Consider the following 25,435-nt stretch of genomic DNA (forward strand, 5'->3'; position numbering starts at 1 on the left):
TCCTTCGCACAAAAAGGTGCGGCCGCCAGCATCCGGCAGCCGCACCGCGCTGATTAATAAAAAATTTGGCAGGAATTCTTTTTGATCTCTGTTAGATCACAGCTACGCACTCGATCTCTACCAGAGCGTCCTTGGGCAGAGCGCCTACCTGGAAGGCAGCGCGGGCCGGGAAGGGCTGCTGGAAATACTGGGCGTAGATCTCGTTCATGGCACCGAAGTCAGCGATGTTCTTCAGCAGAACGGTGGTCTTGACCACGCTGCTCATGTCTGCGCCGGCGGTGGCCAGGATGGCTTTGATGTTCTCCAGAGACTGACGGGTCTGGCTCTGGATGTCCTCACCGGCAAAAGCGCCGGTGGCGGGGTCCACGGGCAGCTGGCCGGACACATAGATGGTCTTGCCTTCTGCCTGAATGGCCTGAGAGTAGGGGCCGATGGCAGCGGGTGCCTTTTCGGTGGAAATTGCAGTGTTCATTGGTTCATTTCTCCTTTGCTTGGAATCCTGTTACGCCTTGTGGCGGATGACCTGGCCGTTCAGAGCGCCGGTGTGCTTGCCGTGATCCACGGCCACCTGGCCGTTTACAATCACATAGGCGATGCCGTCCGGGAACTGGATGGGGTCGGTGAAGGTGCCCTTGTCAATGACAGTATTGGGGTCGAAGATGGTGATATCGGCCCAGTTGCCCACCTTCAGGGTGCCGCGGTCGGTCAGGCCCAGCACACTGGCAGGTTTGGCGGTCATCTTGTAGATGGCCTGCTCCAGGCTCATCAGCTTCTCTTCCCGCACATACTTGCCCAGAATGCGCACGAAGCTGCCGTACAGGCGGGGATGGGGCTTGCCCGGGCAGAGCAGGCCGTCGGTGCAGGCGTTCATCTCGGGGCGCATCATGAAGCGCTTTACGTGCTCCTCGGTGCCGTAGAAGTCCACCATGCCCACGGCGTTCTCCTCTTCCATCAGCAGGTCGAAGGCGGCGGTGTAGGGGTCTACGCCACGCTTCTCGGCCAGCTCCACGATGGACAGGCCCACCGCGTCGGCGTTCTTCTCGGTCTTGACGCTGGTCACATAGATGTTCTCGAAGCCGGCGAAATCCACGAAGTTATCCCAGCCGGGGATGCCATGCTCCATATCGTAGACCATCTTCTTGCGCAGCTCGGGGTCGGCCAGACGGGCCACCGCCTTGTCGGTGCCGCCGTCGTGTACCCAGGGAGGCAGGATGGCGCCCATCATGGTGCTGCCCGCCACATAGGGGTACTGGTCGAAGCTGACGGTGATGCCTTCCTTCTTGGCCTCCTCCAGCAGCTCCAGAACCGCGTCGATCTTATCCCAGTTTTGCTTGCCGCAGACCTTGAAGTGGCTCCAGTGCACCTTTACGCCGGACTTGCGGCCGATCTCGATGACTTCCTTCATGCTGTCCAGAATGGTGTCGGCCTCGCTGCGCTGGTGAATGACGAACACGCCATCGTACTCGGCAACCACCTTGCACATCTCGATGATCTCCTTGCTCTCGGAGTAAGCGCAGGGAATGTAGATCAGACCGGTGGACAGACCCATGGCGCCCGCCTCCATTTCGCGGCGGGTGATGGCCTTCATCTTCTCGATCTCTTCATCGGTGGGCAGGCGGTTGTCCAGGCCCATGGCCTCCATGCGGATGTTGCCGTGGGGCACCAGGTACATCTCGTTCAGGCCGGGGTGAGCCTTCTCGATCATCTTCAGGTAGTTGTCGGTGGTCTCGTAGGTCCAGTCGATCTCGTCGGTATCGCCGTCCAGACCGGCCAGGTTTTTGCGCCAGGGGCTGATGTACTGGGTGGGCAGCGGAGCCATGGACACGCCGTCCTGGCCCAGCAGCTCGGTGGTGATGCCCTGCATGACCTTGGGCATTACCTGAGGCCGCAGCAGCACATCCAGATCGCTGTGGCTGTGGGTGTCGATAAAGCCGGGAGCCACGGCCAAGCCTGCAGCGTCGATCACCTGATCGGCAGGCTCGGTGATGGTGCCGATGGCGGCAATCTTGCCGTCCTTCACCAGCACATCGGCGTTGATGCTGGCAGCGCCGGTGCCGTCGATCACGCGGCCGTTTTTGATGAGCATAGTAGACATGGGTCAAACGCCTCTCTTTTTCTAATGAGTGATGATTTTGGCTTCACAGCCAGCTGTGGCCCCGCCACCCGGAATGCGGGCAGCGAGGCACACGAAAGGCTTATTACTTCATCAGGGCCTTCAGCACGCCGGTGTAGCAGTCGCATACCTTGACCAGCTGGTCGATCTCGATGTATTCGTTGATGGTATGAGCCAGGTTCTCACGGCTGGGTCCAAGGCCGAAGGTCTTGATGCCGGCCTCACCTGCATAGTGGCTGCCGTTGGTGCAGAAGTTGTACTGGGTGATGGAGGGGTTGTAGCCCATGGCCTTCAGCTCGCCGTACACAGCCTGCACGAAGTCGTCGTTCTCGTCGTACAGCCAGCCGGGGAAGAAGCGCTCGCCTTCGATCACGTTGCCGGTGTGGCACATTTCCTTGCCAACCGCGTAGCTGGCCTTTACCTTCAGCTCGGGATCCTCGGCCATCAGCTTCTCCAGCAGAGCGTTGATGGGAGCCAGCACGCTCTCCTTGGTCTCGCCAACCAGCAGGCGGCGGTCATAGGTGGCACGGCAGTACTCGGGCACAACGGAAGCACCGGGGTACGGAGCGGACTTGATGTCGGTCAGCTCCAGAATGCCGTCGCCCAGAACGGGATGATGGGTGGGCTCCAGAGTGCGAATGGCCTCGATGACCTTGGCCATCTTGTAAACAGCGTTGATGCCCTTTTCGGGGTTGGCGCTGTGGCAGGGCTTGCCGAAGGTCTCGATCACGATCTCGGCACGGCCGCGCTGACCGATCTTCAGGTTCAGCTGGCTGGCCTCACCGATCACCACATAGTCGGGCTTCACATAAGCGCTGATCTCGCGGGCAGCAACACCCTCGAAGCACTCCTCGTGAACCACGCCGGCCACATAGATTTCACCGGCGAAGTCACGGTTGGTAGCCTTGGCGAAGTTGGCGGTGGCGCAGGCCATGGCGGCAACAGCGCCCTTCATGTCGGAAGTGCCGCGGCCGTAGATCTTGCCGTCCACGATCTCGGCGCCGAACGGATCATGCTCCCACTTGGAAGCATCCTCTACGGGCACGGTATCGATGTGGCCGTCGAACTGCAGGCGGGGGCCGGGACGGTTGCCCTTCATGCAGCCGATCACGTTGCCGTATTTGTCCACATGGACGCTGTCGAAGCCGTTGGCCTCGAAGAATTCTTTCAGACGAGCAACAACGCCATCCTCATGGCCGCTGTAGCTGGGAGACTGGATGAGTTTCTGGCACAGGGCCACTACGTTGTTCTGCTGTTCCTGAGTAAGCATAGGTGTATCCTCCTATCCATGGATGAGAATAAGTTATAACGATCGTTCGTATGAGGCGGGCTTTACCGCCGGATACCAATTGGGAAAGAGATGCTCCGCCCGCGCGGTGTCGCCCCCGCGCGGGCGGGCACAGGCTCTAAAAAGCCCGTCCCGGTTGGATTTTGGAAGGGCGCGGCGCTGTGGAGCCGCGTGTGAAAATGAGAGAGTTTGAGAGGACCGGAACGGGCGGAGCTGGTTAAATGGGAACTCAGCCGTCGTAACGGTTGAACTTGCCGCCCCAAACCACGTTGCGGTAGTTCTCCTTGTCGGTGTCGCCCTCGGTGCTGATGAACAGGATGCGGCTGTTCTCGTCCAGGTGCAGCTTCTGCTTGAACTCAGCCAGATCCTCACGCAGCAGGATGTTGGAGATGCAGCCGGTGGTGGCGGCGCCGCTCTCGCCGGAAACAACGGGCTTGTCGCCGCCGGTGGGGGCAGCCAGAATGCGCATACCGTCGGCAGCCACATAGTCGGGGCAGCTGATGAAGGCATCGGCGCAGTTCTTCAGAACTTCCCAACCGATGGTACAGGGCTCGCCGCAGGCCAGACCCGCCATGATGGTGTTCATGTCGCCGGTAACGAAGTGCAGCTTGCCGTCATTGGCTTCGGCGGTGCGGAATACGCAGTTGGCCTTCTCGGGCTCCACAACAGTGATGAAGGGGCGCTCGGTGCCGTAGTAGCTGGAGATGAAACCGGCCATGGCGCCTGCCATGCTGCCTACGCCAGCCTGCAGGAATACGTGGGTGGGCTTTTCAGCACCCTCTTTTTCCAGCTGGTGCACAATTTCGTAACCCATGGTGGTGTAGCCCTGCATGATCCACAGAGGAATGTCGGTGTAGCCTTCCCATGCGGTATCCTGCACCATGACCCAGCCCTTCTCCTCGGCCTGCTTGTTGGCCAGACGAACGGCGTCGTCGTAGTTCAGATCGGTGATGGAGGCGTCCGCACCCTCGGCGCGAATGTTCTCCAGACGCTCCTGAGCGCTGCCCTTGGGCATGTAAACCACAGAGTGCTGACCCAGGCGGTTGGCAGTCCAGGCCACGCCGCGGCCATGGTTGCCGTCGGTGGCGGTAACGAAGGTCACCTCGCCCAGCTTCTGGCGCACTTCATCGGACAGGATGCGGGTGGCGGGCATATCGGCAATATCCTCGCCCAGAGTCTTGGCGATGTAACGGCCCAGAGCGTAGCTGCCGCCCAGAACCTTGAAGGCATTCAGGCCGAAGCGGTAGCTTTCGTCCTTGATGCGAACTTCTTTCACGCCCAGAGCCTTGGCCAGGCCGGGCAGGCTGGTGAGCGGAGTCTCGGCATACACGTCGAAGCTGGCATGGAAGTCATGAGCCTTTTTGGCTTCGGCTTCGCTGAAGGCGTTCAGGTCAGTGGCGGGAACGTCCTGATGGGGATAAGTAACAATCTTGAACTGTTCCATAGAGTATCAATTCTCCTTTTTCTCTTTGGGAAGGATAAGATTCAACAAAATGGCGGTAAGCGCCACGATGATGACCTCGGAGTTGCCGAAGATCTGACCGATCCAGGCGGGGCAGCCTGCGAAGGCGTTGGCAGTCTGGGGAATGCCCACCGCCATGGCCACGCTCAGGCCGGCAATGAACACGCTGCGGGGGCTCAGGCCCTCGCGGGCCAGCATCCGAACACCGGTCATGGCGATGGAGCCGAACACGGTGACGGTGGCGCCGCCCAGCACAGGCTGGGGAATGGTGATGAGGATGGCGCTCAGCTTGGGCACCAGAGCCGCAACAGCAACCACGCCTCCGGCGATGCCGAATACCACGCGGTTGATCACCTTGGTGGTAACCACGATGCCCACGTTCTGACCGGCAGCAGCCACAGGCACACCGCCGAATACGCCGCCCAGAAGGCTGCACAGGTTGTTGGCGATCACGCCGCCGGTGATTTCGGCGTTGGTAGCCGCACGCTCATAGGCGCCGTTGGCAGTGGCTTCGAACTGACCGATATCCTGCACAGCATTTACCATGAACACAATGCCCAAGCTGATGATGGCGTTCAGGTTGAACTCGGGAGCAAAGTGGAAGGGCGCGGGCAGCTGGACCCATGCGGCGGAACCCACTTCGGTGAAGTGGATCATGCCCATGGCCATGGCTGCCAGATAGCCAACCAGCATACCGATCAGGGTAGCACTGGCTTTGATCATGCCCTTGCAGAACTGGCCGCAGATGATGACAGTGGCCAGGGTGATGAAGGCCAGAATCCAGTTGCGGGCGCTGCCGTAGCTGGGATCGGTAGCCACACCGCCCGCCATGTAGTTGATGGCGGTGTCATACAGAGAAATACCGATGGTCAGCACCACGCTGGCGGTGACGATGGGCGGGAACAAAAAGCGGATCTTGGTGAAGCACAGACCCACCAGCATGCCCACACAGGCGCCGGCAATCTGGGCACCCACCAGGCCGCCCATGCCGGACTGTTCCACGATGGAGCGCAGGGTGGGCAGGAAGGCGAAGCCGCTGCCGACCATAACCGGCAGACCGCTGCTGATGAAGCCCTTCACACCGAAGGCCTGCAGCAGGATGGCAAGCGCCGCTACCAGCAGGCTTCCCTGCACCATGATGATCTGATCCGAAGCGGAAACGCCCGCGGCAGAGGCGACGATCATGGGCATGGTGATGCAGCCGACCACCATGGCTACCACATGCTGCAGCGCAAGGGGGATGGCCTTGGCCAGGGGGGGCATGCCGGTGCGAGTGTAAAGCGCCTGCTCAGAAGGCGCTGCTTTTGCACTAGCCACGCTTATTTGCCCCCTTTCTTATAGAAGGTGTCCTGGATAGGAAGCTTGGTACGGAACACGCCGTCCACACGGTAGGCCGCATGTGCTGCAGCGGGAGCCGCGGGAATGGCGCTGATCTCGCCCACGCCCTTGGCGCCGAAGGTGTTCTGATCGTCGGTGCCCTTCTCCACGAAAATGACCTCGATGGGAGGTACGTCGGTGGCGCGCAGCAGGCCCAAAGTGCCGTACTTGCTCTTCACATAGCCGTTCTCCATCTTGAAGTCCTCGGTGAGGCCATAGCCCAGAGCCATAACCACGCCGCCTTCAATCTGACCGGCGCAGGACTGATAGTTGACCACGCGGCCAACGTCGTGAGCGGCAACCACCTTGACGACCTTCTTGTTCTCGTCCATGATGACCACCTGAGCCGCGTAGCCATAGGCCACATGGCTCACCGGGTTGGGCTTGTCGCTGCCCATGCGGTCGGTCACGCCGCTGTATTCGCCGTAGAAGCTCTGGCCTTCCAGATCCTCCAGGGTGTGGCCTGCCAGCGCGTTGGCCAGCTCACCGGCCGCACGGCGGGTCGCCTCGCCGCAGAACACGGTCTGACGGGACGCGGTGGAGGTACCGGAGTTGGGGGTGATGGCCGTATCGGCACGCTCGTGGAAGATGTGCTGCGGGTCCACACCGGTGACCTCGTTCACGATCTGGGTGCATACAGTGGCAACGCCCTGGCCCATGCAGGCGGCACTGGTGCGGATGTGCACCTTGCCGTCCACCACAGCCAGGCTGCAGCGGCCGATATCCGGCAGGCCTACGCCCACGCCGCTGTTCTTCATGCAGCCGGCAATGCCTGCGTAGGGGCTGCTCTCGTAGGCTTCCTTCACGGCCTCCAGGCACTCGGCATAACCGGTCTCGGGGCCGGCGATCTGGCCATTGGGCAGCACCTGACCGGGACGGATGGCGTTGCGGTAACGGATCTCCCAGGGGCTGATGCCCACCTTCTCGGCCAGAAGATCCAGGTTCAGCTCGGCAGCGAAGCAGCTCTGGGTCACGCCGAAGCCGCGGAACGCGCCGCCGGGTACGTTGTTGGTGTAAACGCAGATGCCGGTGATGTCCACATTCTGGAAGTTGTAGGGGCCGCCGCAGTGGGTGCAGGCACGCTGCAGAACCGGGCCGCCCAGGCTGGCGTAAGCGCCGCAGTCGGAGATCAGGGTGGCCTTCATGGCCAGCAGCTTGCCGTTCTCGTCACATGCGGTGGTCACGTCCATTTCCATGGCATGGCGCTTGGTGTGGATGTTCAGGCTTTCCTGACGGCTGAACTTCACCTTTACGGGGCGGCCGGTGGCCCAGGCCATCAGCGCCGCGTGGTGCTGCACGCTCATATCCTCCTTGCCGCCGAAGCCGCCGCCCACCAGCTTGGTCTGGCAGCGAACCTTCTCGGGAGGAATCTGCAGCATACGGGAGATTTCCTTCTGCTCGTCGTATACCGACTGGCTGGCGGTGTACATCAGCAGGCCACCCTCGCCGTCCGGAATACCGATGGCACACTCAGGCTCCATGAAGGCATGGTCGGTCATGGGAGTGGAGTAATGCTGGGTCACCACATAGGGCGCGCTGGCGATCACCTCTTCGGCGTTGCCGCGCTTGAGCACTTCCTTGGTGAGGATGTTACCCTTTTCATGCAGCTTCGGGGCATCCGGCTGCATGGCCTTGATGGGATCGGTGAGGGGCTCCAGCTCGGTGTAGGTCACGTCCACCAGATCCAGGACCTCGTCCAGGGTCTCCTTGTGGTTGGTGGCCACCAGTACGATGGCGTCGCCAATATAGCGGGTGCAGTCACCCTCGGCGATCAGCACATCCCAGTCCTGGATGATGTGGCCGGTCTTGTTGAAGGGCACATCCTTGGCGGTGAGGATCTTCACCACGTCGGGATGAGCCAGAGCGCGGGTCAGGTCGATCTTTTCCACGCGGGCTCTGGGGTACTTGGAGCGCAGGGCCTTGGCGTAGATCATGCCGGGGACCTTGATATCGTCCACGAACAGGCCGGTGCCCAGCACCTTCTCCTCCACGTCCACGCGGGGGAAGTGTGCTCCGATGCGGGCCTCGCTGTCGTCCTGGGGAACGGGCAGGTTCTCACGGAACATCTTGGCGGCCAGCAGAATGGCCTCCTCGATGCGAACATAACCGGTGCAGCGGCAGATGTTGCCGCGGATGGCCTTCTTCACATCCTCGCGGGTGGGGTTCAGGTTCTCATCCAGCAGACTCTTGGCGCTGATCACCATGCCGGGGATACAGAAGCCGCACTGTACCGCGCCGGTCTGGCCGAAGGCGTACACATAAACCGCACGCTCGCGCTCGGTCAGGCCTTCCACGGTGGTGATGTGCTTGCCGTCCATCTTTTCGGTGGTGAACACACAGGCCTTGGTCTTCTTGCCGTCCACCAGGACGGTGCAGGTGCCGCAGGCGCCCTCGCCGCAGCCGTTCTTCACGCTGGTCAGCCGCAGGTCCTCCCGCAGGTACTCCAGCAGTTTGATGTTTTTATCGGTGTGGTACTCCACGCCGTTTACATATAAAGTGTACATGGAGACGCTCCTTTCAGCGCTTCACGTAGGTGCCGGCCAGCAGACCGGTAGGCTGGCCGTATTCCGCCGCCAGCACGCCGCCCACGAATACTGCTTTGGGCATGCCGGTTACGGCAAAGCCCTCGTAAGGGGTATAGTCCACATTTTGCTGCTGCCGGGCCGCGGTGATTACCGTTTTCGCCTCGGGGTCCCACACGGTCACGTCCGCATCCGACCCAACGGCCAGCACACCCTTGCGGGGATACATGCCGAAGAGCTTTGCGGGGTTTTCGGCCAACAGACGGCAGAAGTCGGTGACGGCCAGCTCACCGGACTGCACCATGCTGGTGTAGACCACCATGGGCCGGTGCTCAATGCCGGGGCCGCCGTTGGGGATCTTGGTGAAATCCTCGATTCCCAGGTCCTTCTGTCCTTTGAAATTGTAGCTGCAATGATCGGTGGCAATGGTGTCGATCTCCCCTGCCGCCACCGCCTTGCGCAGCGCCTGTACATCGGCGGGGGTGCGCAGCGGCGGGCTCATCACATATTTGGCTCCTTCGAAGCCAGGGGCTTTGTAGCGGCTTTCGTCCATGGTCAGGTACTGGGGGCAGGTCTCGGCATAAACCTTCACGCCCTTTTTCCGGGCGGCGCGAACCTCCTCCAGGCCCAGCTCGGTGCTCAGATGCACCACATGGACCGGCGTGCCTGCCAGTTTGCCCAGATAGCACAGCCGGTTCACCGCTTCGGCTTCCACCTCAGCGGGACGGCTGACCGGATGGGCATCCGGGCCGAAATGGCCCAGCTCCTTCTGGCGAGCCTGCAGCTCATTCACCAGCAGACCGTTCTCACAGTGCACGCCCAGGATGCCGCCGAAGGGCTTGAGCGACTGGAGAATCTCCAGCAGCTCCGCGTCGTTCACCTTCAGCGCATCGTAGGCCATGTAAGCCTTGAAACTGGTCACGCCCCGGCGGAACATTTCGGGCAGCTCTGCCTTCACCTGGTCATTCCAGTCGGTGATGGCCATGTGGAAGGCGTAGTTGCAGCTGCACTTGCCGTCCGCCTTTTTGTGCCAGGCGTCCAGTGCATCGTTCAGGGTGCCACCCTTATCCTGGGTGGCGAAATCCACGATGGTGGTGGTACCACCGCAGACCGCGGCGCGGGTGCCGGTGGTGAAATCATCTGCCGTTACCAGCGAGCCGCTTTCCATATCCAGATGAGTGTGGCCGTCGATGAAGCCGGGGAACACATAGCAGCCCGCGGCGTCATGAACGGTGTCCCCCTCACCCGGTTCAATGTGAGGTTCGATGGCGACGATGCGGCCGCCATCCAGAGCCAGGTCGGCCCTGGTCAGCCCCGAGGGGCTGACCAGCTGGCCGTTTTGAATGATAATCAAACGAATCCCTTCTTTACTCGCAGAGCTGGATTACAGGCAGTAGGCGTAATCCTTCAGAATGGTCTCGATCAGGGCCTTGATGGGGCCATAGGTGGTGGTATCCTGCGCCAGAACGGTCTCGTACTCGGCATCGCCCAGACGGATCTTCACCTTACCGGCAGCGGCATCCAGTACGCAGAAGCCGGGGTTCTGGCTGTCGGCCATATCGGCCTCGGAAGCGAACACGGTGAACTTGTCCTTGTAGGGAGAGCTGGCGTAGGGGCAGAACACGGCGCAGTTGCCGCACTCGTTGCACATCTTGTCCACATGGACCACCTGCTCCTTGGCCATGCCGGGCACCTTGATGGCCAGGTTGGCGCGGTTGGGGCAAACGTCCACGCAGTTCTCACACACGGCGCTGCAGCCCAGGCAGCGGTCGCTCTCGGCCTTGGCGTCCACATAGCCGCCCAGCAGGCTGCGCTTTGCCTTCAGCTGAGAAGCCTCGGCGGTGAAGTCGATGGTCTTCACGGCGCTGGCCAGAATGTTCATGGCAGCGGCGGTGGCGTCGGCGATGGCTTCCACAACGGTGGCGGGGCCACGCTTGGCGTCGCCCACAACATAGATGCCGTTCTCAGCCTTGCAGTCGGCGTCGACCTTGGCCTTGCCCTTCTCGTCCACGGCAATGCCGCTGGTCAGGAAGGTGGCGGTGTCAACCTTCTCACCGATGGCAGCGATCACGCAGGAGGCAGGCAGCTCGGTGGTCTCACCGGTGGCCTCGGGGCTGCGGCGGCCGGAAGCATCGGGAGCGCCCAGACGCATCACGTCGCAAACCAGCTTGCCGTCCTTCAGGGCAACGGGAGCCAGCAGCTCGCAGAACTCCACGCCATCGGCCAGAGCCAGCTCCAGCTCTTCCTCATCGGCAGGCATGTAACGCTTGCTGCGGCGGTATACCAGGCGAACGTTGGCGGCGCCGGCGCGCTTGGCGGCACGGGCAGCATCCATGGCGGTGTTGCCGCCGCCGATGACAACCACGTCGTTGCCCAGGTTCAGGGTCTCGGGGGCGTTCTTCTGACGATCCAGGTACTCCAGAACGTTCAGGGCCTCGCCGCCCTCCAGCTTCAGAGCGCCGTGGTTCCAGGCGCCGTTGGCCAGAATCACATGGGTGTAGCCCTGACCCAGCAGCTCAGCGGGATTGGCCACATTGGTATTCAGCTTCACTTCCACGCCCAGCTTCTCCAGCAGAGCAGCGTCCTTGGCGATGGCTTCGTCGCTGATACGGAAACCGGGGATGACGTGCTTTACGATGCCGCCCAGAGCGTTGCGCTTCTCGAAGATGGTGGCCTTTGCGCCAGCCTTGGCCAGGAAGTAGGCCGCAGCCATACCGGCGGGGCCGCCGCCCACGATGGCAACGTTCTCGCTGCGGGGAGCGCCGGCCTTCAGGCCAGCCAGGAAGGCGTCGTAGCCGCCCTCGGCAGCTGCCAGCTTGGCAGCGCGGATCTGCACGCTCTCCTCGTAGAAGTTACGGGTGCACTTGGTCATGCAGCGGTGGCTGCAGATGGTGCCGGTGATGAAAGGCAGGGGGTTCTTCTCGCAGATAACCTGCAGAGCTTCCACCAGCTTGCCCTCGCCCACCAGCTGAATGTAGGTGGGAATGTCCTGATGGATGGGGCAGCCGGCCTCTTCACAGGGAGCCACGAAGCAGTCGATCAGGGGAACGTCCTGCTTCATCTTGCGGCTGGGCAGAGGCTTGATGGGCTTCACATGGTGAGCGTCGGTCTTGACGGAATCCACCAGAGCGCCCAGCTTCTCCATATCCACACCGGCGAAGGGAACGTAGTCCATGGCAACCAGCTTGTCGGCCATGGGACGCAGGCGGTTGTATCCGCCGGGCTTCAGCAGGGTGGTGGCCAGGGTGATGGGCCAGATGCCGGTGTTGAAGATACGGTCGATGTTGAAGTAGTCCGCGCCGCCGGAGTAGGATACCCGCAGCTTGCCGCCGAACTCCTTCTCCACCTTCTGAGCCAGGCTGATGGACAGCGGATACAGGCTCTTGCCGCTCATGTACATCTCCTCACCGGGCAGCTCGCCGGCAGCGATGGTTACGGGGAAGGTGTTGGTCAGCTTGATGCCGAATTCCACGTTGTTGGAAGCGGCCAGATCCAGCAGACGATTGAACATGGGGATGGCGTCCTCAAACTGCAGGTCGCCCTTGAAGTGATGGTCGTCGAATACGATGTAATCGTAGCCCATGTCGTCCAGGGTCTTGCGGGCGAATTCGTAACCCAGCAGAGTGGGGTTGCACTTGATGTAGGTGTTCAGCTTCTTCTCGTTGATGAGGTAGGTGGCAATGCGCTCGATCTCATCCGGGGGGCAGCCGTGCAGGGTGGACAGGGTGATGGAGGTGCAGACATGGGGATTGATGGCGTCGATGTAAGCGGCATCAATGCCGTTCAGGCGGTTCAGGTTGGCCTTGGCCCATTCCACGCACTCAGCCCAGATCTTGCTGGTGGAGGCGTCCTTCATGCCCTCGATGTAGGTGTTCACCTTCTCGCTCTGGATGCCGGCCAGATCGTAGCCAACGCTCATGTTGAATACGAAGCCGTTCTCGCTGCCCAGGCCGTACATGCGGCTGATCAGCTTCAGGGCGAACCAGGCCTTCACATACTCTTCAAAGGCCTGGGGAACGCGCAGCTCGGTGCTCCATTCCACGTTGTAGCACTCGTCCTCTGCCTTGATGCAGGGCTTGGAGACGGGCAGGTCCTCACCGTCGATGATCTGAACGGTCTTGACCTCGAAGAAGCGGCTGCCGCCGGCGTATGCGGCGATCAGGTTCTGAGCCAGCTGGGTGTGAGGGCCGGCAGCGGGGCCGAAGGGGGTCTCGATCTGCTCGGTGAAGATGGGCAGAGTCTTGCCGGCGGTGTGCTTGTAGATGTCACCAACGCCGAAGATGGTGCCCTGCTGGGCGTACTCGGTGAGGACCCAATCCATCAGTTCAGCAAACGGAATGGGGCGCATGATGTCGCTCATAATGATTCTCCTTTTTCTCTCAAATTCATCGCCCGCTTTGAAGGCGGACGCCGGTTCCCGTGCTGTTTTGAGCCCGCACGGAGGCTTTTTTACACAGGTTGGGGCACAAAGAGCCCGCCCGGGTCTGCCGGGTGCAAACCGGGCTCTTTGTGCCTATAGGGGCTTGAATCAGCGGCCCGCGTTGATGCGGTTCCACAGATCGGCGCTCTGCTCGCGGCAGTGGGCCAGAACAGCTTCCTTGTCGATGCCGATCAGCTCGCGGTCCTTCATCTTGACCACGCCGTTGATGATGGTGGTCACCACACTGCGGCCGGTCATGCCGAACAGGATGTGGCTGTTGATGTTGGAGGCGTTCATCGGGGTCAGAGGATCGTAATCGGAAACGATCACGTCGGCGTAGGCGCCTTCCTTCAGGATGCCGATGGGCTTCTCGAAGAAGCGGCCGGCCATGGCGCGGTTGTTCTCGAACAGCATGGTGGGAATCTCGCCCCAGGCCACGTTGGGCTTGCAGGCATTGTGCTTATGCAGCACGTTGGCCACCTTGTAGCTCTCGGTCATGTCGTTGGTGTAGCCGTCGGTGCCCAGGCCCACGGTCAGGCCCTTCTCCATCATCTTCAGGATCGGGGGGCAGCCCACGGCGTTGCCCATGTTGCTTTCGGGGTTATGTACCACCATGGTGTTGGTGGCCTTCAGCAGGTCCATCTCGGCCTCATTGATGTAGATGCAGTGGCCGCAGATGGTCTTGTCGCCCAGGATGTCCATATCGTGCAGGCGGAACACCAGACGCTTGTTGTATTTGGTCAGGCTGTCGTACAGATCGTCGATGCCCTCGGCCACATGGATGTGGTAGCCGGCGCCCTCAGGCTTCTCGGCTGCGCAGTACTCCAGAGTCTTGTTGCTCAGGGTGAAGGGAGCGTGCATGCCCATCATGCCCTTGATCATGTCGGTGGTGTCGGCCTGGGCGTACTTGATGAAGTCCACGTTTTCCTTCACGGAAGCCTTCATCTTGTCCTCGCCGTCGCGATCGCTGATCTCGTAGCACAGGTTGGAGCGAACGCCGAACTCCTTGGCGCTCTCGGCAATGGAAAACAGGCTGCCCTCGATGCCGCCGTAGCTGGCATGGTGGTCAAAGATGGTGGTCACGCCGTTCATGATGCAGTCCAGATAGGTGGCATCGGCGCTGGCCTTGGTGTCCGGCAGGAGCAGATTGCGGTCGATGGTCCACCACTGCTGATCCAGAACCTCCAGGAAGTTGGTGGGATTGTTGCCCTTGATGGTCAGGCCCCGGGCAAAGGCGGAATAGATGTGGTTGTGGGCGTTGATGAAGCCGGGCATGATCACGCCGCCCTTGGCGTCGATGAATTCGGCTTCGGGGTATTTGGCCTTCAGCGCGGCGGTCTCGCCCACCTCTTTGATCAGGTTACCCTCAATGGCAACACAGCCATTTTCCAGATAGGGGGTTGCGTCGTCGCGAGTGACCAGGCGGCCATTTCCCAAAAGATACATAACCATTCTTCTCCTTTTCTGCTCATGCGTTGTTATTCGGCTACAAACGAAAAACGGCTGTAACAGAACACACTGCTCACCATTTTGCCCTTGCATTTTGCCCTTGGCAGATGGATCACAGCCCGTGCGCGAAGCACTCCGTTACAGCCGTTTTATTCACCTTGATTTTTGTCTGATTTTTCCCTTTTTCCCTACGATTCACGACCCAATCATGATCAAAAAACACAAAAAAAGAACAGCCGTACCGTAACTGACGAACAGCACAACGCCTGTTGTGCCTGCCCAACCCGTGCGCGAAGCACTCCGTTACAGTTGGCTGTTAAAAATCAAACTATACCTGTGAGAAAAGTGTCATTCCTCACTGCACGTTCAGTATAGCACCATGATATTTGCCGTGCAAGTGGGTTCGAACGTTTTCTATTTTTTGCCTAAAGCTTCCAATTCATTGTTGTGCAAAACAGCAAAGTATTACTTTTATTTTTTCATCAAAATCACACGTTTCGGCCGTTTCCCCCCTATTTTTCCGACGCTTTCATAGGAAATGACGCTTTTTAAAAGCTTTATATGTATAAAAAAACAACGCCCGGATTGCAAACACAACCCGGGCGCCGAAAAAGCTTTTTTCAGCTGCGGCCCGCTTCACGGCAGGCCGAACATAAACCATAAAGATTCAGCGAAACATGCTCGATGGCCAGGTCCTTGCGGGCCTCAATCATCTGATTGATCGCCGTTTTGTCCAGAAAAACGTCCTCCACCTTTCCGCAGCGGGTGCAATAAAGGTGATCATGCTCGGAAAGGGTACGGTCAAACCGATCCGCCATGCCGGGGATCGACACGCGGCGCACCCGGCCCATTTCCACCAGGCCATTCAGGTTGCGGTACACCGTGCCAAGGCTCAGGCCCGGGCAGTCCTCGCGGATGGCCAGATAAATATCATCCGCCGTGGGATGGTCGCAGCGGTTCTGCACCTGACGCAAAACCAGCTCTCGTTGACGGGAATAGCGCATTTGGGAAACCTCCTTTGCGGTAAATTTTCTCTATGAGGAAGCGGGCCCGGAGCATATAGTCAATATCCATAAATCCGAAAGGCAGTTAAAAATGCCAAAACCCTTTCTAACTCTACACTTTATATACTAAAATAGGAACGATTCCTTGTCAAGCAAGAGCGCAAATTTTTATAGGATTTTTTTCATTTTTGTAGCAACCGCCAAAGCTCCCTCATCTGCCGCCAGAGGGTTTATGCGCAGTGTGAAAACCGCCGTCCGAATCGCTTCGGGCGGCGGTTAATAAGAATAAATCGCAGGCTTTACTTTTTCTTTATTTTATCCCAATAAGCTCTGGCTGCCTGTTCATTTTTATTCTCTCCGTATTCATAATACACCGTTCCGGCCAACGCATCCGGCAGGTACTGCTGTTCCACCCACCGGCCGGGGAAATCGTGGGGATATTTATAATTCTGGCCTTTTACCAGTGCATCCTCGCCGTCAAAATGCTTGTTTTGCAACTGGCGGGGAATGGGGCCGGATCTGCCCCGTTTCAGATCCGCCATGGCCCGGTTGATTCCCATGTAGGCGGTGTTGGATTTTGGGCTGGTTGCCACCAGCACCACCGCGTTTGCCAGCGGGATGCGCGCCTCAGGCAGACCAACCATATTGGCGATGTCCACCGCGGCTTTAACAATGGGCATGATCTGCGGGTAGGCAAGGCCCACATCCTCGCAGGCACAGACCATCAGCCGCCGACAGGCACTCACCAGATCCCCCGCCTCCAGCAGGCGGCCCAGGTAATGCAGCGCTGCATCCGGATCCGAGCCACGCATGGATTTCTGATAGGCAGAAACGATGTCGTAATGGTCATCCCCTGCCCGATCGTAACGCATGGCGGTACGGCGTGCCACCTGTTTGACCATTTCCAGCGTGATCAGCCGGTTTCCTTCCGCATCCGGCGCAGCGGCAGTGGCGGCAAATTCCAGGCAGCCAAGTGCCTTGCGCATGTCGCCCCCGCAGGCGTCCGCCAGATACCGGCAGGCCTCCTCGGGCATTTGAACAGGGCCTCCATCCTCTTCTCCCAACCGGGTCAGCGCATTACGGATTCCCTGCTCGATGTCCGCCGGCTGCAGAGATTTGAATTCAAACACGGTGCACCGGCTGAGCAGCGCATTATAAATATAGAAATAAGGATTTTCCGTGGTGGAGGCAATCAGGGTAACCGAACCGTCCTCAATACACTCCAGCAGGCTCTGCTGCTGCTTTTTGTTCAGATACTGAATCTCGTCCAGATACAAAAGCAGACCATTGGCGCTGTTCAGGGTACCAATCTCAGCCAGCACCGCCTTGATATCGCTGGTGGAAGCGGAAGTGCCGTTGAGCTTATGCAGTCGCATGCCGCTGTTTTCCGCGATGATGCGGGCCACCGTAGTTTTGCCCACACCGGACGGGCCATAAAAGATCATATTGGGAATGCGTCCGCTGTCGATGGTTTTGCGGAACACACATTCCTCCCCAAGCAGATGCTGCTGGCCGCACACCTCGCTCAGTGTGCGCGGGCGCAGCCGCTGGGCCAGAGGTTCACTCATGGCGTTATCCCCTTTCTGTGGTAAAGGCTTCGCTGCTCCAGCCCTTCAGGATCTGATCCGCATAGCCCGGATTCACAAACCGGTCAATGGCATAGACCAGGCTCCGATCCCAGAACGCCCATTCGTGGCCGCCATCCCAGTCCATATAGGTATAATCCACCGGCAGGCTCTGGGCCAGCTGGCGGAACGCCTGATTCTGCTCATAAATATAGTAAGGCTCGTGATCCTGACGGCCGGTGGTGCACAGGATCTTCGGCTGCTGCTCCGCAGGCAGGGCGCTCACCTTCTGCACCAGCCGGAACAGGTCCCGGTTTTCCGGCAGCTCCAGCGCCTGACCGTACACCGGCTCGAACACATAGCGCACCAGAGGGTTGTCTTTCTGGCCCAGCATCAGGTGCATGGCCACCGCGCCGGAGAAGCTGGCGCAGCCCGCATACCGCTCCGGGTGATTGAGAGCCAGCATCAGCGCGCCGTAGCCGCCCATGGAAAGGCCGCAGATGAAATTCTTCTCCCGCTCGTGGGGCAGCTTCACGATCTGATCCAGCAGCACAGGCATCTCCTCGGTGAGCCAGGTATGGTAAGCCTGATTGGAAGCGGTGTCGTGATAGAAGGAATTGCCCGCATCCGGAATTACGAGGGCAATGTTGTTGTCCGCCGCATAGCGCAGCGCAGCCGACATGTTCACCCAGTCGTCGCCATCGTTGGTATAACCGTGCAGCAGGGTGAACACAGCCCGGGGCGGCTGGCCCTTCCAGCGGTCCACCAGATCACAGGGGAAATACAGCCGCACCTGCGTGGTGCTCATCAGGGCCTGGCTTTTCAGTTTGCAGGTAAAAAACGCCATGGTTAAGCTCTCCTTTTTGGCATTGCGCCAGCAAGGCGGCTTCCCCCGCCTTACGGGAAAAGCCGCCCTCTGTTGATGTTACCGATTATTCATACAGCGGGAACCGGGCAGTCAGCTCCGCCACGCGGGCCGCCACCTGATCCTTCTTATTCTCAAAATCGAAGATGCAGTCCGCGATGCAGTCCGCGATGACCTTCATCTCTTCGGGGCCAAAGCCGCGGGTGGTCACCGCCGGTGTGCCGATGCGTACACCGCTGGTCACGAAGGGACTGCGCTTTTCGCCGGGCACCGAGTTCTTGTTGGCGGTGATGTACACCTCGTCCAGATTGTGCTCCAGCTCCTTGCCGGTGCACTCCTCGTCGGACAGGTCGATCAGCATCAGGTGATTGTCCGTGCCGCCGCTCACCAGTTTCACACCCCGGGCGGTCAGTGCATCCGCCAGTACCTGAGCGTTCTCCACGATTTTGCGGGCGTACTCTTTAAATTCCGGGCGCAGCGCCTCTCCGAAGCAGACTGCCTTGGCGGCGATCACATGCTCCAGCGGGCCGCCCTGGGTACCGGGGAATACCGCCTTATTGATCTTCTTGGCCAGATCCTCATTGTTGGTCAGGATCAGGCCACCGCGAGGCCCGCGCAGGGTCTTGTGGGTAGTGGTGGTCACCACGTCCGCGTAGGGCACCGGGCTCTGATGCGTGCCACCCGCCACCAGGCCGGCAATGTGGGCCATATCCACCATCAGGTAAGCCCCCACCTCGTGGGCAATGTCGGACAGCACATCAAATTTAATGGCACGGGGATAAGCAGAAGCGCCCGCCACGATCATTTTGGGCTTGACTTCCCGGGCCAGCTGACGCAGTGCATCGTAATCCAGATATCCTTCCTCATTCACGCCATAGGGGACGAAATGGTAGTTCTTGCCGCTCATGTTCACCGGGCTGCCATGAGTCAGGTGACCGCCTGCAGCCAGATCCATACCCAGAATGGTGTCGCCCACCTCCAGCAGCGCGAAATACACGGCCAGATTGGCCTGAGCACCGGAGTGGGGCTGCACGTTGGCGAACTTTGCACCAAACAGCTTGCATGCGCGGTCGATGGCAATCTGCTCCACCTGATCCACATAGGCACAACCGCCGTAATACCGGTGGGCGGGGTAGCCCTCGGCGTATTTATTGGTGAGCACGGTACCCATTGCAGCCATTACCGCCGGGCTGACGATGTTTTCGCTGGCAATCAGCTCAATGTTCTGCCGCTGGCGAACCAGTTCCCGCTGCATGGCTTCGGCCAGCTCCGGGTCCTGCCCGGCCACAAAGCCGATGGTATCCATCATATCCTGATACATGTTTTTCCACTCCTTTTCCCGTATGGCCCAGCCATTAGTATACTATTGTTCTATTATAGCGCATCTGCCGCCCGGGCACAACCACCCGGCAGTAAGTTTCCAATGGCTTTTTCTGCTGTTTATAAAAAGAATTGCCCAAACTGAGAATTCGTGCTATAATCATTGAAAATTCTTTTATACAAGCCAAAACGGAGGGATTCACCCATGACCACAAAAGCCCTGGCACTGGAAGTGATCCAGCGCCTGAAAGACGCCTACCCCATCGCGGAATGCACTCTGGATTATGACCACGCCTGGCAGCTTCTGGTGGAGGTGCGGCTGGCTGCCCAGTGCACCGACGCCCGGGTAAATGTGGTGTGCAAGGATCTGTTCGCCAAATACCCCAGTGTGGATGCGCTGGCCGCTGCCGAGCCGGAGGAGATCGAAGCCATCGTGAAACCCTGCGGGCTGGGCCGCTCCAAGGCGCGGGACATCAGCCTGTGCATGCGCCGCCTGCGGGACGATTTCGGCGGCAAGGTTCCGGACGATTTCGACGCGGTGCTCAGCCTGCCCGGCGTGGGCCGCAAAAGCGCCAACCTGATCATGGGCGACGTGTTCGGCAAGCCTGCCATCGTCACCGATACCCACTGTATCCGCCTGTGCAACCGGATCGGCCTGGTAAAGAACATCACCGAGCCCAAAAAGGTGGAGATGGCCCTGTGGAAGATCATTCCCCCGGAGGAGGGCAGCGATCTGTGCCACCGGTTCGTGCTGCACGGCCGGGCCGTGTGCGACGCCCGCAAGCCGGACTGCGCCGCCTGCTGCCTGAAGGACATCTGCAAAACCGGCAAGAAGGCCGTTCCCGCCGAGTCATAAGCCCTTTTCTTCCTACCAGAAAAGGAAAACCTTGACAAATTCCTCTATCGTGTTATACTTATGCACGGACATAAAAACAGGGGCGCTGGGGGCCATCCCCGGCTGAGATCAGAGCAAAGTGCAGCTCTGGGTCACCTTGAACCTGATCCGGGTAATGCCGGCGTAGGAAGTTTGAGGATCATAGCGCAATCATTGCGCCCCTGCATGGTTTTTTGCCTGTGCAGGGGCGTTTTTTGCGCCCGTTTTTATGTACTAATCTTTTTTCACACGGCCAAAAAGGCCGGGAAAGGCTGGTACAAACCATGGCAAAATCGACGACCCGCACCCATGCGCTGGTGGAATGCGCGCTGATGATCGCGCTGGCCACCATTCTGAGCTACATTCCCATCTTCAAGCTGCCTCACGGCGGCTCCATCACCCTAGTGAGCATGCTGCCCATCATTCTGGTCAGCTTCCGCCGCGGCCCCGCCTGGAGCCTGCTCACCGCTTTCGTGTTCAGCCTGATCCAGCTGCTGCTGGGTGTCAGCGATCTGACTTACTGCCAGACGCTGGGCGCCGTAGTGGGCAGTGTATTGCTGGACTTTTTGATCGCCTTCACCGTGCTGGGGCTGGCCGGTCTGATTGCAAAGCCCATCCCCAACCGGCTGGCCGGCGTCTGCGTGGGCACTCTGGCGGTTTGCCTGCTGCGCTACCTGTGCAGCTTCCTGTCCGGCTACATCGTCTGGAAGGACTACGACTATGCCTTTGAGTGGATGACCGAGTTCGGCTGGGGCGCTCAGATCGCCAGCATGGGCGAAAACGCTCTGTGCTGGCTGTACAGCGCGGTATACAACGGCACCTATATGCTGCCGGAAGCCATTCTCACCACTGTGGTGGCCATCGTTCTTTATAAAATGCTGCCCAAGCTGTTTGCGCCTCAGGCGTAATTTTTCTTCCAGCCGGGGGTGTTTCCAATCCGGAAGCACCCCCGGTTTTTTCTGTTTCGCCGTGCCTTTACTGTCCTGTCTTTTTTTGATATACTGAAGAAACTCCCGGTAAAAATCTCTCCGGAGTATTTTATTCTTGAAAACGAGGTGTAACCCCTTGAAGCTGCCTTTTTTATGGAAAAGCCTTGCACTGACCGCCTGTGCTGCCCTGATGCTGTGTGGCTGCGGCGCATTCAGCGCGCCGGAACCCACGCCCACCCCCACACCGGCTCCCACTGCAGTGCCCACACCGGAACCCACTCCCAGCCCCACGCCGGAGCCCACACGGGAACCCACTGTGAATCTGGATGATTTCGGTGGTTACCCTTCCGTGGGTGACGAATTGGGCCGCATTGTGATTCCCGGCACCAATGTGGACTGCGCCATGTACTGGGGCGACAGCAAAACCCAGCTGAGCAAGGGTGCGGGCACCTACACCGGCGCGCATATTCCCGGTGAGGGCGGAACCATTCTGGCCGGAGCCCACACCAACAGCTATTTCCGCGACTTTGAAAATGTGGAGCTGGGCGACGAGATCGTGATCACCACCTATTACGGCGAGTATCATTATGAAGTGGTGAATATGCAGGTGGCACTGGATACCGATACCTCTGCCTACGATCTGGAAGCAGACGAGGAGAATGTGATTCTCTATACCTGCTACCCCTTCGGCACTCTGCAGCACACCAGCCAGCGCTATTTCATCTATGGCAAATACATCAGCGGCCCCGAAATCGTGGACAACTGATTCCAGTCAAAAACGCCCTTTCCCACACCATTGGAAAGGGCGTTTTCTTATTGTTCTGCGGAAAGGGCAGTCGGCCCCTCCTGTGCTTTCTGCATGGCCCGCAGCAGCATGCCCTGTCGGCTGGCCGCCTCCTGCAGCGCCACAAGGCAATCCCGTGCAAGGGGTGAAAGGCCGTATTTTGCCTGCCACAGGGCCACATCCCGGTTCATTGCCACACCGGCGCAGCGCTGCTGCACAAGGCCGTGGCGGCGGCATTCCGCCTCCGGAAGCGGATTTGACCAGGCATAGCTGCCCGGTACGCCCCGCAGCAGCTCATACATACTGGCCCGATCCTGCACATGAATACGGCCCGCCGGTTCCTGTGGCGGAGCCGCAAATTCCGTCTGCTCCGCCAGCTGGGCATCCCCCCGCAAAATCTGGGGATACTGCTGCAGCTGATCGTATTGCAATGTTCCCTGCCCGGCCAGCGGATGCCCCGGCGCCATCAGCACACAGGGCGTAAAACGCAGCAGAGTACGGCTGGCAAGACCCGCCTTGGCAAACAGCTCCTTGAAATAATCGTCATACAGCAGCTGATACCGCACCACGGCGATCTGCACCTGGCCCCGGCTCACCGCATCCAGTGCCTGGGCCGTGGCCGATTCCTGATAGCTCACATTCAACGGCCTGCCCTGCTGCTTTGCCAGAAAGGCGGCCAGCGCCCGGGTGATGTAGCCGCTGTGCGGCCCGGCCAGCGCCAGCCGCATGGTCTGTTCATGGGTGCGATAGATGCTTTCCAGCTCGCCCACCTGACGCAGGATGGTCTCGGCATAGCGCAGCAGCTGGGCCGCCTCCACCGTAGGCTCCATGCCCTGTGCTCCCCGCCGGAACAGGCTGACCCCAAGCTCCTTCTCCAGTTCCTTGATGGTTCGACTCAGGTTGGGTTGGCTGATATACAGATTCTGAGCTGCCTTGGTCATACTGCCCACCCGCGCAATTTCCAGTACACAGCGCAGCTGTTGTAAATTCATTCCCTTTTCCTCCTTTGTGTAGTTTGCCAGCGTATTTTCACGAAACATGTGTAAAAACTTTGTAAACAGCCCACTATTATATCACTTTTGATATAGTTTTATTTATATAATACATTACCCACCAGGATATGGCAATGGTATCATAGGGGTGTCAAGAAAATAACATTCAAACGCCTGCCGCCTTGTGCGGTTTCTTTTCGCCCTTTTCGCGTTAAGATTTTAACGTTTAGAACATGTTATTTCATTTTCGGAATTTTTTTGGAGGTAATGAACAATGGCACGTTTTACTCTTCCCCGCGATCTGTATCATGGCAAGGGCTCTTTGGAAGAACTGAAGAACCTGGGTGGCAAGAAGGCTTTCGTCGTTGTTGGCGGCGGCAGCATGAAGCGCTTCGGCTTCCTGGATCGCGCCATCAATGCCCTGAAGGAAGGCGGCATGGAAGTTTATCTGTTTGAGAATGTTGAGCCCGATCCCTCTGTGGAAACCGTTATGCGCGGCGCTGCTGCCATGACCGAGTTCCAGCCTGACTGGATCGTTGCCATGGGCGGTGGTTCCCCCATCGACGCTGCCAAGGCCATGTGGGCTTTCTACGAGTACCCCAATGTGACCTTTGAGGAGCTGTGCATCCCCTTCAACTTCCCCAAGCTGCGCCAGAAGGCTCACTTCTGCGCCATTCCTTCCACCTCCGGTACTGCTACCGAGGTTACCGCGTTCAGCGTAATCACCGACTATACCAAGGGCATTAAGTATCCTCTGGCCGACTTCAACATCACTCCCGATGTTGCCATCGTTGATCCCGAGCTGGCCGAGAAGATGCCCCCGAAGCTGACCGCTCACACCGGTATGGACGCTATGACCCATGCCATTGAGGCCTATGTTTCCACCTGCAACTGCGATTACACCGATCCTCTGGCTCTGCATGCCATCAAGATGATCCACAATGATCTGGTTGCCAGCTACAACGGCGACATGGATGCCCGTGACCGCATGCACAACGCTCAGTGCCTGGCCGGCATGGCCTTCTCCAACGCTCTGCTGGGCATCGTTCACAGCATGGCTCACAAGACCGGTGCTGCTTACTCCGGCGGCCACATCGTACACGGCTGCGCCAACGCCATGTACCTGCCCAAGGTCATCAAGTACAACAGCAAGGTTGAAAGCGCTGCCGAGCGTTACGCTGACATCGCCCGCTTCATCAAGCTGGAAGGCAACACCACCGAGGAGCTGGTGGAAGCCCTGATCGCTGAGATCAAGAAGATGAACGCCGCGCTGAACATCCCCACCTGCATCAAGGAGTACGAGGGCGGCATCATCGACGAGAAGGAATTCATGGATAAGCTGCCTCAGGTTGCCGAACTGGCCATTGGCGATGCCTGCACCGGTTCCAACCCCCGTCAGCCCAGCCAGGAAGAGATGGAGAAGCTGCTGAAGGCTTGCTACTACGACCTGCCCATCGATTTCTAATCGATTTTCCCGCACTGAATGCCCTCGGTGTATTTACACCGGGGGCATTTATACGTTATAATGTAAGAGGACTGTGCATTTTTCGGTCCCAGGCCGGCTTTTGCATTCATCCGCAAATGCCGGTTTCATTTTGTGAGTGAAAAGGAAGCGATTTGCCATGTTTAAGATCGTTGAACGAAAAGAGTTGAACCCCACCGTCACCAAGCTGGTGATTGAGGCACCGCTGGTGGCAAAGAAGGCCCAGCCCGGCCAGTTCATCATCGTGCGCGCCAAGGAGGATTCCGAGCGTATTCCCCTGACTGTGGCGGACTATGACCGTGAGGCGGGCACCGTGACCATCATCTTCCAGATCGTGGGCGGTTCCACCATGGAGCTGAACGAGCTGCGCGAGGGCGAGAGCGTACACGACTTCGTTGGCCCTCTGGGCGTTGCCAGCCATCTGGACGGTCTGAAAAAGGTTGCCGTTGTGGGCGGCGGCGTGGGCTGCGCCATTGCCTACCCCATTGCCAAGAAGCTGCATGAGCTGGGCTGCGAAGTGCACAGCATCGTGGGCTTCCGCAACAAGGATCTGGTGATTCTGGAGGACGAGTTTGCCGCCTGCAGCGACAAGCTGGTCATGATGACCGACGACGGCAGCCACGGCCAGAAGGGCGTGGTTACCGCTCCGCTGGAAGAGCTGATCAAGAGCGGTGAGAACTACGACGAAGTGATCGCCATCGGACCTCTGGTCATGATGAAGTTCGTTTGCCTGACCACCAAGAAGTACGATGTGAAGACCGTTGTGTCCATGAACCCCATCATGATCGACGGCACCGGCATGTGCGGCGGCTGCCGCCTGACCGTGGGCGGCGAGACCAAGTTCGCCTGTGTGGACGGCCCCGATTTTGACGGCCATCTGGTGGACTTCGACGAGGCCATGCAGCGCGGCAACATGTACAAGGAATTCGAGACTCACGCCCGTGAGGAGCACTGCAACCTGTTCAAGAAGAACGTGCAGTAATCGCTT

19 protein-coding genes and 1 riboswitch are annotated in these 25,435 nt (G+C 59.2%); of the genes, 5 read left to right on the plus strand and 14 right to left on the minus strand.

Annotated features, from left to right (window positions below; translation table 11 throughout):
* Positions 1 to 91 precede the first annotated feature (91 nt).
* The 13 genes from EDD77_RS01870 to glyA form a co-directional block, all read right to left on the minus strand.
* Positions 92 to 472, minus strand: a complete 381-nt coding sequence (locus tag EDD77_RS01870) for a RidA family protein (protein ID WP_058966309.1) — start codon at positions 470 to 472, stop codon at positions 92 to 94.
* Positions 473 to 502: 30 nt separating this feature from the next.
* Entirely contained in the window at positions 503 to 2,095 is a 1,593-nt protein-coding gene (locus EDD77_RS01875; protein WP_058966311.1) for an N-acyl-D-amino-acid deacylase family protein, read from the minus strand.
* 103 nt (positions 2,096 to 2,198) lie between these two features.
* Positions 2,199 to 3,383 carry a YgeY family selenium metabolism-linked hydrolase gene (locus tag EDD77_RS01880; RefSeq protein WP_058966313.1) on the minus strand — a complete coding sequence of 395 codons (1,185 nt, stop codon included), beginning with the start codon at positions 3,381 to 3,383 and terminating at the stop codon, positions 2,199 to 2,201.
* Between the two features lie 247 nt (positions 3,384 to 3,630).
* Positions 3,631 to 4,845, minus strand: coding sequence for a diaminopropionate ammonia-lyase (gene dpaL / locus EDD77_RS01885; protein ID WP_058966314.1), 1,215 nt, complete (start codon positions 4,843 to 4,845; stop codon positions 3,631 to 3,633).
* A 6-nt stretch (positions 4,846 to 4,851) separates the two neighbouring features.
* Positions 4,852 to 6,180: a uracil-xanthine permease family protein gene (locus tag EDD77_RS01890; RefSeq protein WP_242868469.1), complete on the minus strand. Its 1,329-nt coding sequence runs from the start codon at positions 6,178 to 6,180 to the stop codon at positions 4,852 to 4,854.
* A 2-nt stretch (positions 6,181 to 6,182) separates the two neighbouring features.
* On the minus strand, positions 6,183 to 8,744 hold the full coding sequence (xdh, locus tag EDD77_RS01895; protein ID WP_058966317.1) for a selenium-dependent xanthine dehydrogenase: 2,562 nt from the start codon (positions 8,742 to 8,744) through the stop codon (positions 6,183 to 6,185).
* 13 nt (positions 8,745 to 8,757) lie between these two features.
* Entirely contained in the window at positions 8,758 to 10,116 is a 1,359-nt protein-coding gene (gene hydA, locus EDD77_RS01900) for a dihydropyrimidinase (protein ID WP_058966319.1), read from the minus strand.
* 30 nt (positions 10,117 to 10,146) lie between these two features.
* Complete coding sequence (gene ygfK / locus EDD77_RS01905; protein WP_058966321.1) at positions 10,147 to 13,122, minus strand: putative selenate reductase subunit YgfK; 2,976 nt, start codon at positions 13,120 to 13,122, stop codon at positions 10,147 to 10,149.
* Positions 13,123 to 13,290: 168 nt separating this feature from the next.
* Positions 13,291 to 14,628, minus strand: a complete 1,338-nt coding sequence (gene ssnA / locus EDD77_RS01910) for a putative aminohydrolase SsnA (protein WP_058966323.1) — start codon at positions 14,626 to 14,628, stop codon at positions 13,291 to 13,293.
* Positions 14,629 to 15,251: 623 nt separating this feature from the next.
* Complete coding sequence (locus EDD77_RS01915) at positions 15,252 to 15,635, minus strand: Fur family transcriptional regulator (RefSeq protein WP_058966325.1); 384 nt, start codon at positions 15,633 to 15,635, stop codon at positions 15,252 to 15,254.
* Positions 15,636 to 15,934: 299 nt separating this feature from the next.
* Complete coding sequence (locus EDD77_RS01920; protein ID WP_058966327.1) at positions 15,935 to 17,203, minus strand: replication-associated recombination protein A; 1,269 nt, start codon at positions 17,201 to 17,203, stop codon at positions 15,935 to 15,937.
* Positions 17,204 to 17,207: 4 nt separating this feature from the next.
* The gene (locus tag EDD77_RS01925) at positions 17,208 to 18,047 is read right to left on the minus strand and encodes an alpha/beta hydrolase (protein WP_058966329.1); all 840 of its coding nucleotides are present in this window, start codon (positions 18,045 to 18,047) and stop codon (positions 17,208 to 17,210) included.
* 85 nt (positions 18,048 to 18,132) lie between these two features.
* Positions 18,133 to 19,386 carry a serine hydroxymethyltransferase gene (gene glyA / locus EDD77_RS01930; RefSeq protein ID WP_058966331.1) on the minus strand — a complete coding sequence of 418 codons (1,254 nt, stop codon included), beginning with the start codon at positions 19,384 to 19,386 and terminating at the stop codon, positions 18,133 to 18,135.
* 204 nt (positions 19,387 to 19,590) lie between these two features.
* On the opposite strand from glyA, the gene EDD77_RS01935 reads away from it, so the two are divergent.
* The 3 genes from EDD77_RS01935 (at position 19,591) to EDD77_RS01945 (ending at position 21,954) form a co-directional block, all read left to right on the plus strand.
* Entirely contained in the window at positions 19,591 to 20,241 is a 651-nt protein-coding gene (locus tag EDD77_RS01935) for an endonuclease III domain-containing protein (RefSeq protein WP_058966332.1), read from the plus strand.
* A 68-nt stretch (positions 20,242 to 20,309) separates the two neighbouring features.
* Positions 20,310 to 20,427, plus strand: a riboswitch (TPP riboswitch).
* Between the two features lie 116 nt (positions 20,428 to 20,543).
* Positions 20,544 to 21,167, plus strand: a complete 624-nt coding sequence (locus EDD77_RS01940) for an energy-coupled thiamine transporter ThiT (protein ID WP_058966334.1) — start codon at positions 20,544 to 20,546, stop codon at positions 21,165 to 21,167.
* Positions 21,168 to 21,324: 157 nt separating this feature from the next.
* A complete protein-coding gene (locus tag EDD77_RS01945) occupies positions 21,325 to 21,954 on the plus strand; it encodes a class D sortase (RefSeq protein ID WP_058966336.1) in 630 nt (209 codons plus the stop codon).
* 47 nt (positions 21,955 to 22,001) lie between these two features.
* On the opposite strand, the gene EDD77_RS01950 is transcribed toward EDD77_RS01945, so the two are convergent.
* Positions 22,002 to 22,964 carry a LysR family transcriptional regulator gene (locus EDD77_RS01950; RefSeq protein ID WP_058966337.1) on the minus strand — a complete coding sequence of 321 codons (963 nt, stop codon included), beginning with the start codon at positions 22,962 to 22,964 and terminating at the stop codon, positions 22,002 to 22,004.
* 274 nt (positions 22,965 to 23,238) lie between these two features.
* Between EDD77_RS01950 and EDD77_RS01955 the strand changes: the two genes are divergently transcribed.
* Positions 23,239 to 24,429, plus strand: coding sequence for an iron-containing alcohol dehydrogenase (locus tag EDD77_RS01955; RefSeq protein WP_058966339.1), 1,191 nt, complete (start codon positions 23,239 to 23,241; stop codon positions 24,427 to 24,429).
* A 157-nt stretch (positions 24,430 to 24,586) separates the two neighbouring features.
* A complete protein-coding gene (locus EDD77_RS01960; protein ID WP_058966307.1) occupies positions 24,587 to 25,429 on the plus strand; it encodes a sulfide/dihydroorotate dehydrogenase-like FAD/NAD-binding protein in 843 nt (280 codons plus the stop codon).
* Positions 25,430 to 25,435 lie beyond the last annotated feature (6 nt).

The sequence above is a fragment of the Allofournierella massiliensis genome, assembly GCF_004345265.1.
Classification (GTDB): Bacteria; Bacillota; Clostridia; order Oscillospirales; family Ruminococcaceae; genus Allofournierella; species Allofournierella massiliensis.

Bases quoted from the DNA above. Each gene is read 5' to 3' on its own strand.
- EDD77_RS01870 (WP_058966309.1), bottom strand. From the start codon at position 472: ATGAACACTGCAATTTCCACCGAAAAGGCACCCGCTGCCATCGGCCCC.
- EDD77_RS01875 (WP_058966311.1), bottom strand. From the start codon at position 2,095: ATGTCTACTATGCTCATCAAAAACGGCCGCGTGATCGACGGCACCGGC.
- EDD77_RS01880 (WP_058966313.1), bottom strand. From the start codon at position 3,383: ATGCTTACTCAGGAACAGCAGAACAACGTAGTGGCCCTGTGCCAGAAA.
- dpaL (WP_058966314.1), bottom strand. From the start codon at position 4,845: ATGGAACAGTTCAAGATTGTTACTTATCCCCATCAGGACGTTCCCGCC.
- xdh (WP_058966317.1), bottom strand. From the start codon at position 8,744: ATGTACACTTTATATGTAAACGGCGTGGAGTACCACACCGATAAAAAC.
- ygfK (WP_058966321.1), bottom strand. From the start codon at position 13,122: ATGAGCGACATCATGCGCCCCATTCCGTTTGCTGAACTGATGGATTGG.
- ssnA (WP_058966323.1), bottom strand. From the start codon at position 14,628: ATGTATCTTTTGGGAAATGGCCGCCTGGTCACTCGCGACGACGCAACC.
- EDD77_RS01915 (WP_058966325.1), bottom strand. From the start codon at position 15,635: ATGCGCTATTCCCGTCAACGAGAGCTGGTTTTGCGTCAGGTGCAGAAC.
- EDD77_RS01920 (WP_058966327.1), bottom strand. From the start codon at position 17,203: ATGAGTGAACCTCTGGCCCAGCGGCTGCGCCCGCGCACACTGAGCGAG.
- EDD77_RS01925 (WP_058966329.1), bottom strand. From the start codon at position 18,047: ATGGCGTTTTTTACCTGCAAACTGAAAAGCCAGGCCCTGATGAGCACC.
- glyA (WP_058966331.1), bottom strand. From the start codon at position 19,386: ATGTATCAGGATATGATGGATACCATCGGCTTTGTGGCCGGGCAGGAC.
- EDD77_RS01935 (WP_058966332.1), top strand. From the start codon at position 19,591: ATGACCACAAAAGCCCTGGCACTGGAAGTGATCCAGCGCCTGAAAGAC.
- EDD77_RS01940 (WP_058966334.1), top strand. From the start codon at position 20,544: ATGGCAAAATCGACGACCCGCACCCATGCGCTGGTGGAATGCGCGCTG.
- EDD77_RS01950 (WP_058966337.1), bottom strand. From the start codon at position 22,964: ATGAATTTACAACAGCTGCGCTGTGTACTGGAAATTGCGCGGGTGGGC.
- EDD77_RS01955 (WP_058966339.1), top strand. From the start codon at position 23,239: ATGGCACGTTTTACTCTTCCCCGCGATCTGTATCATGGCAAGGGCTCT.
- EDD77_RS01960 (WP_058966307.1), top strand. From the start codon at position 24,587: ATGTTTAAGATCGTTGAACGAAAAGAGTTGAACCCCACCGTCACCAAG.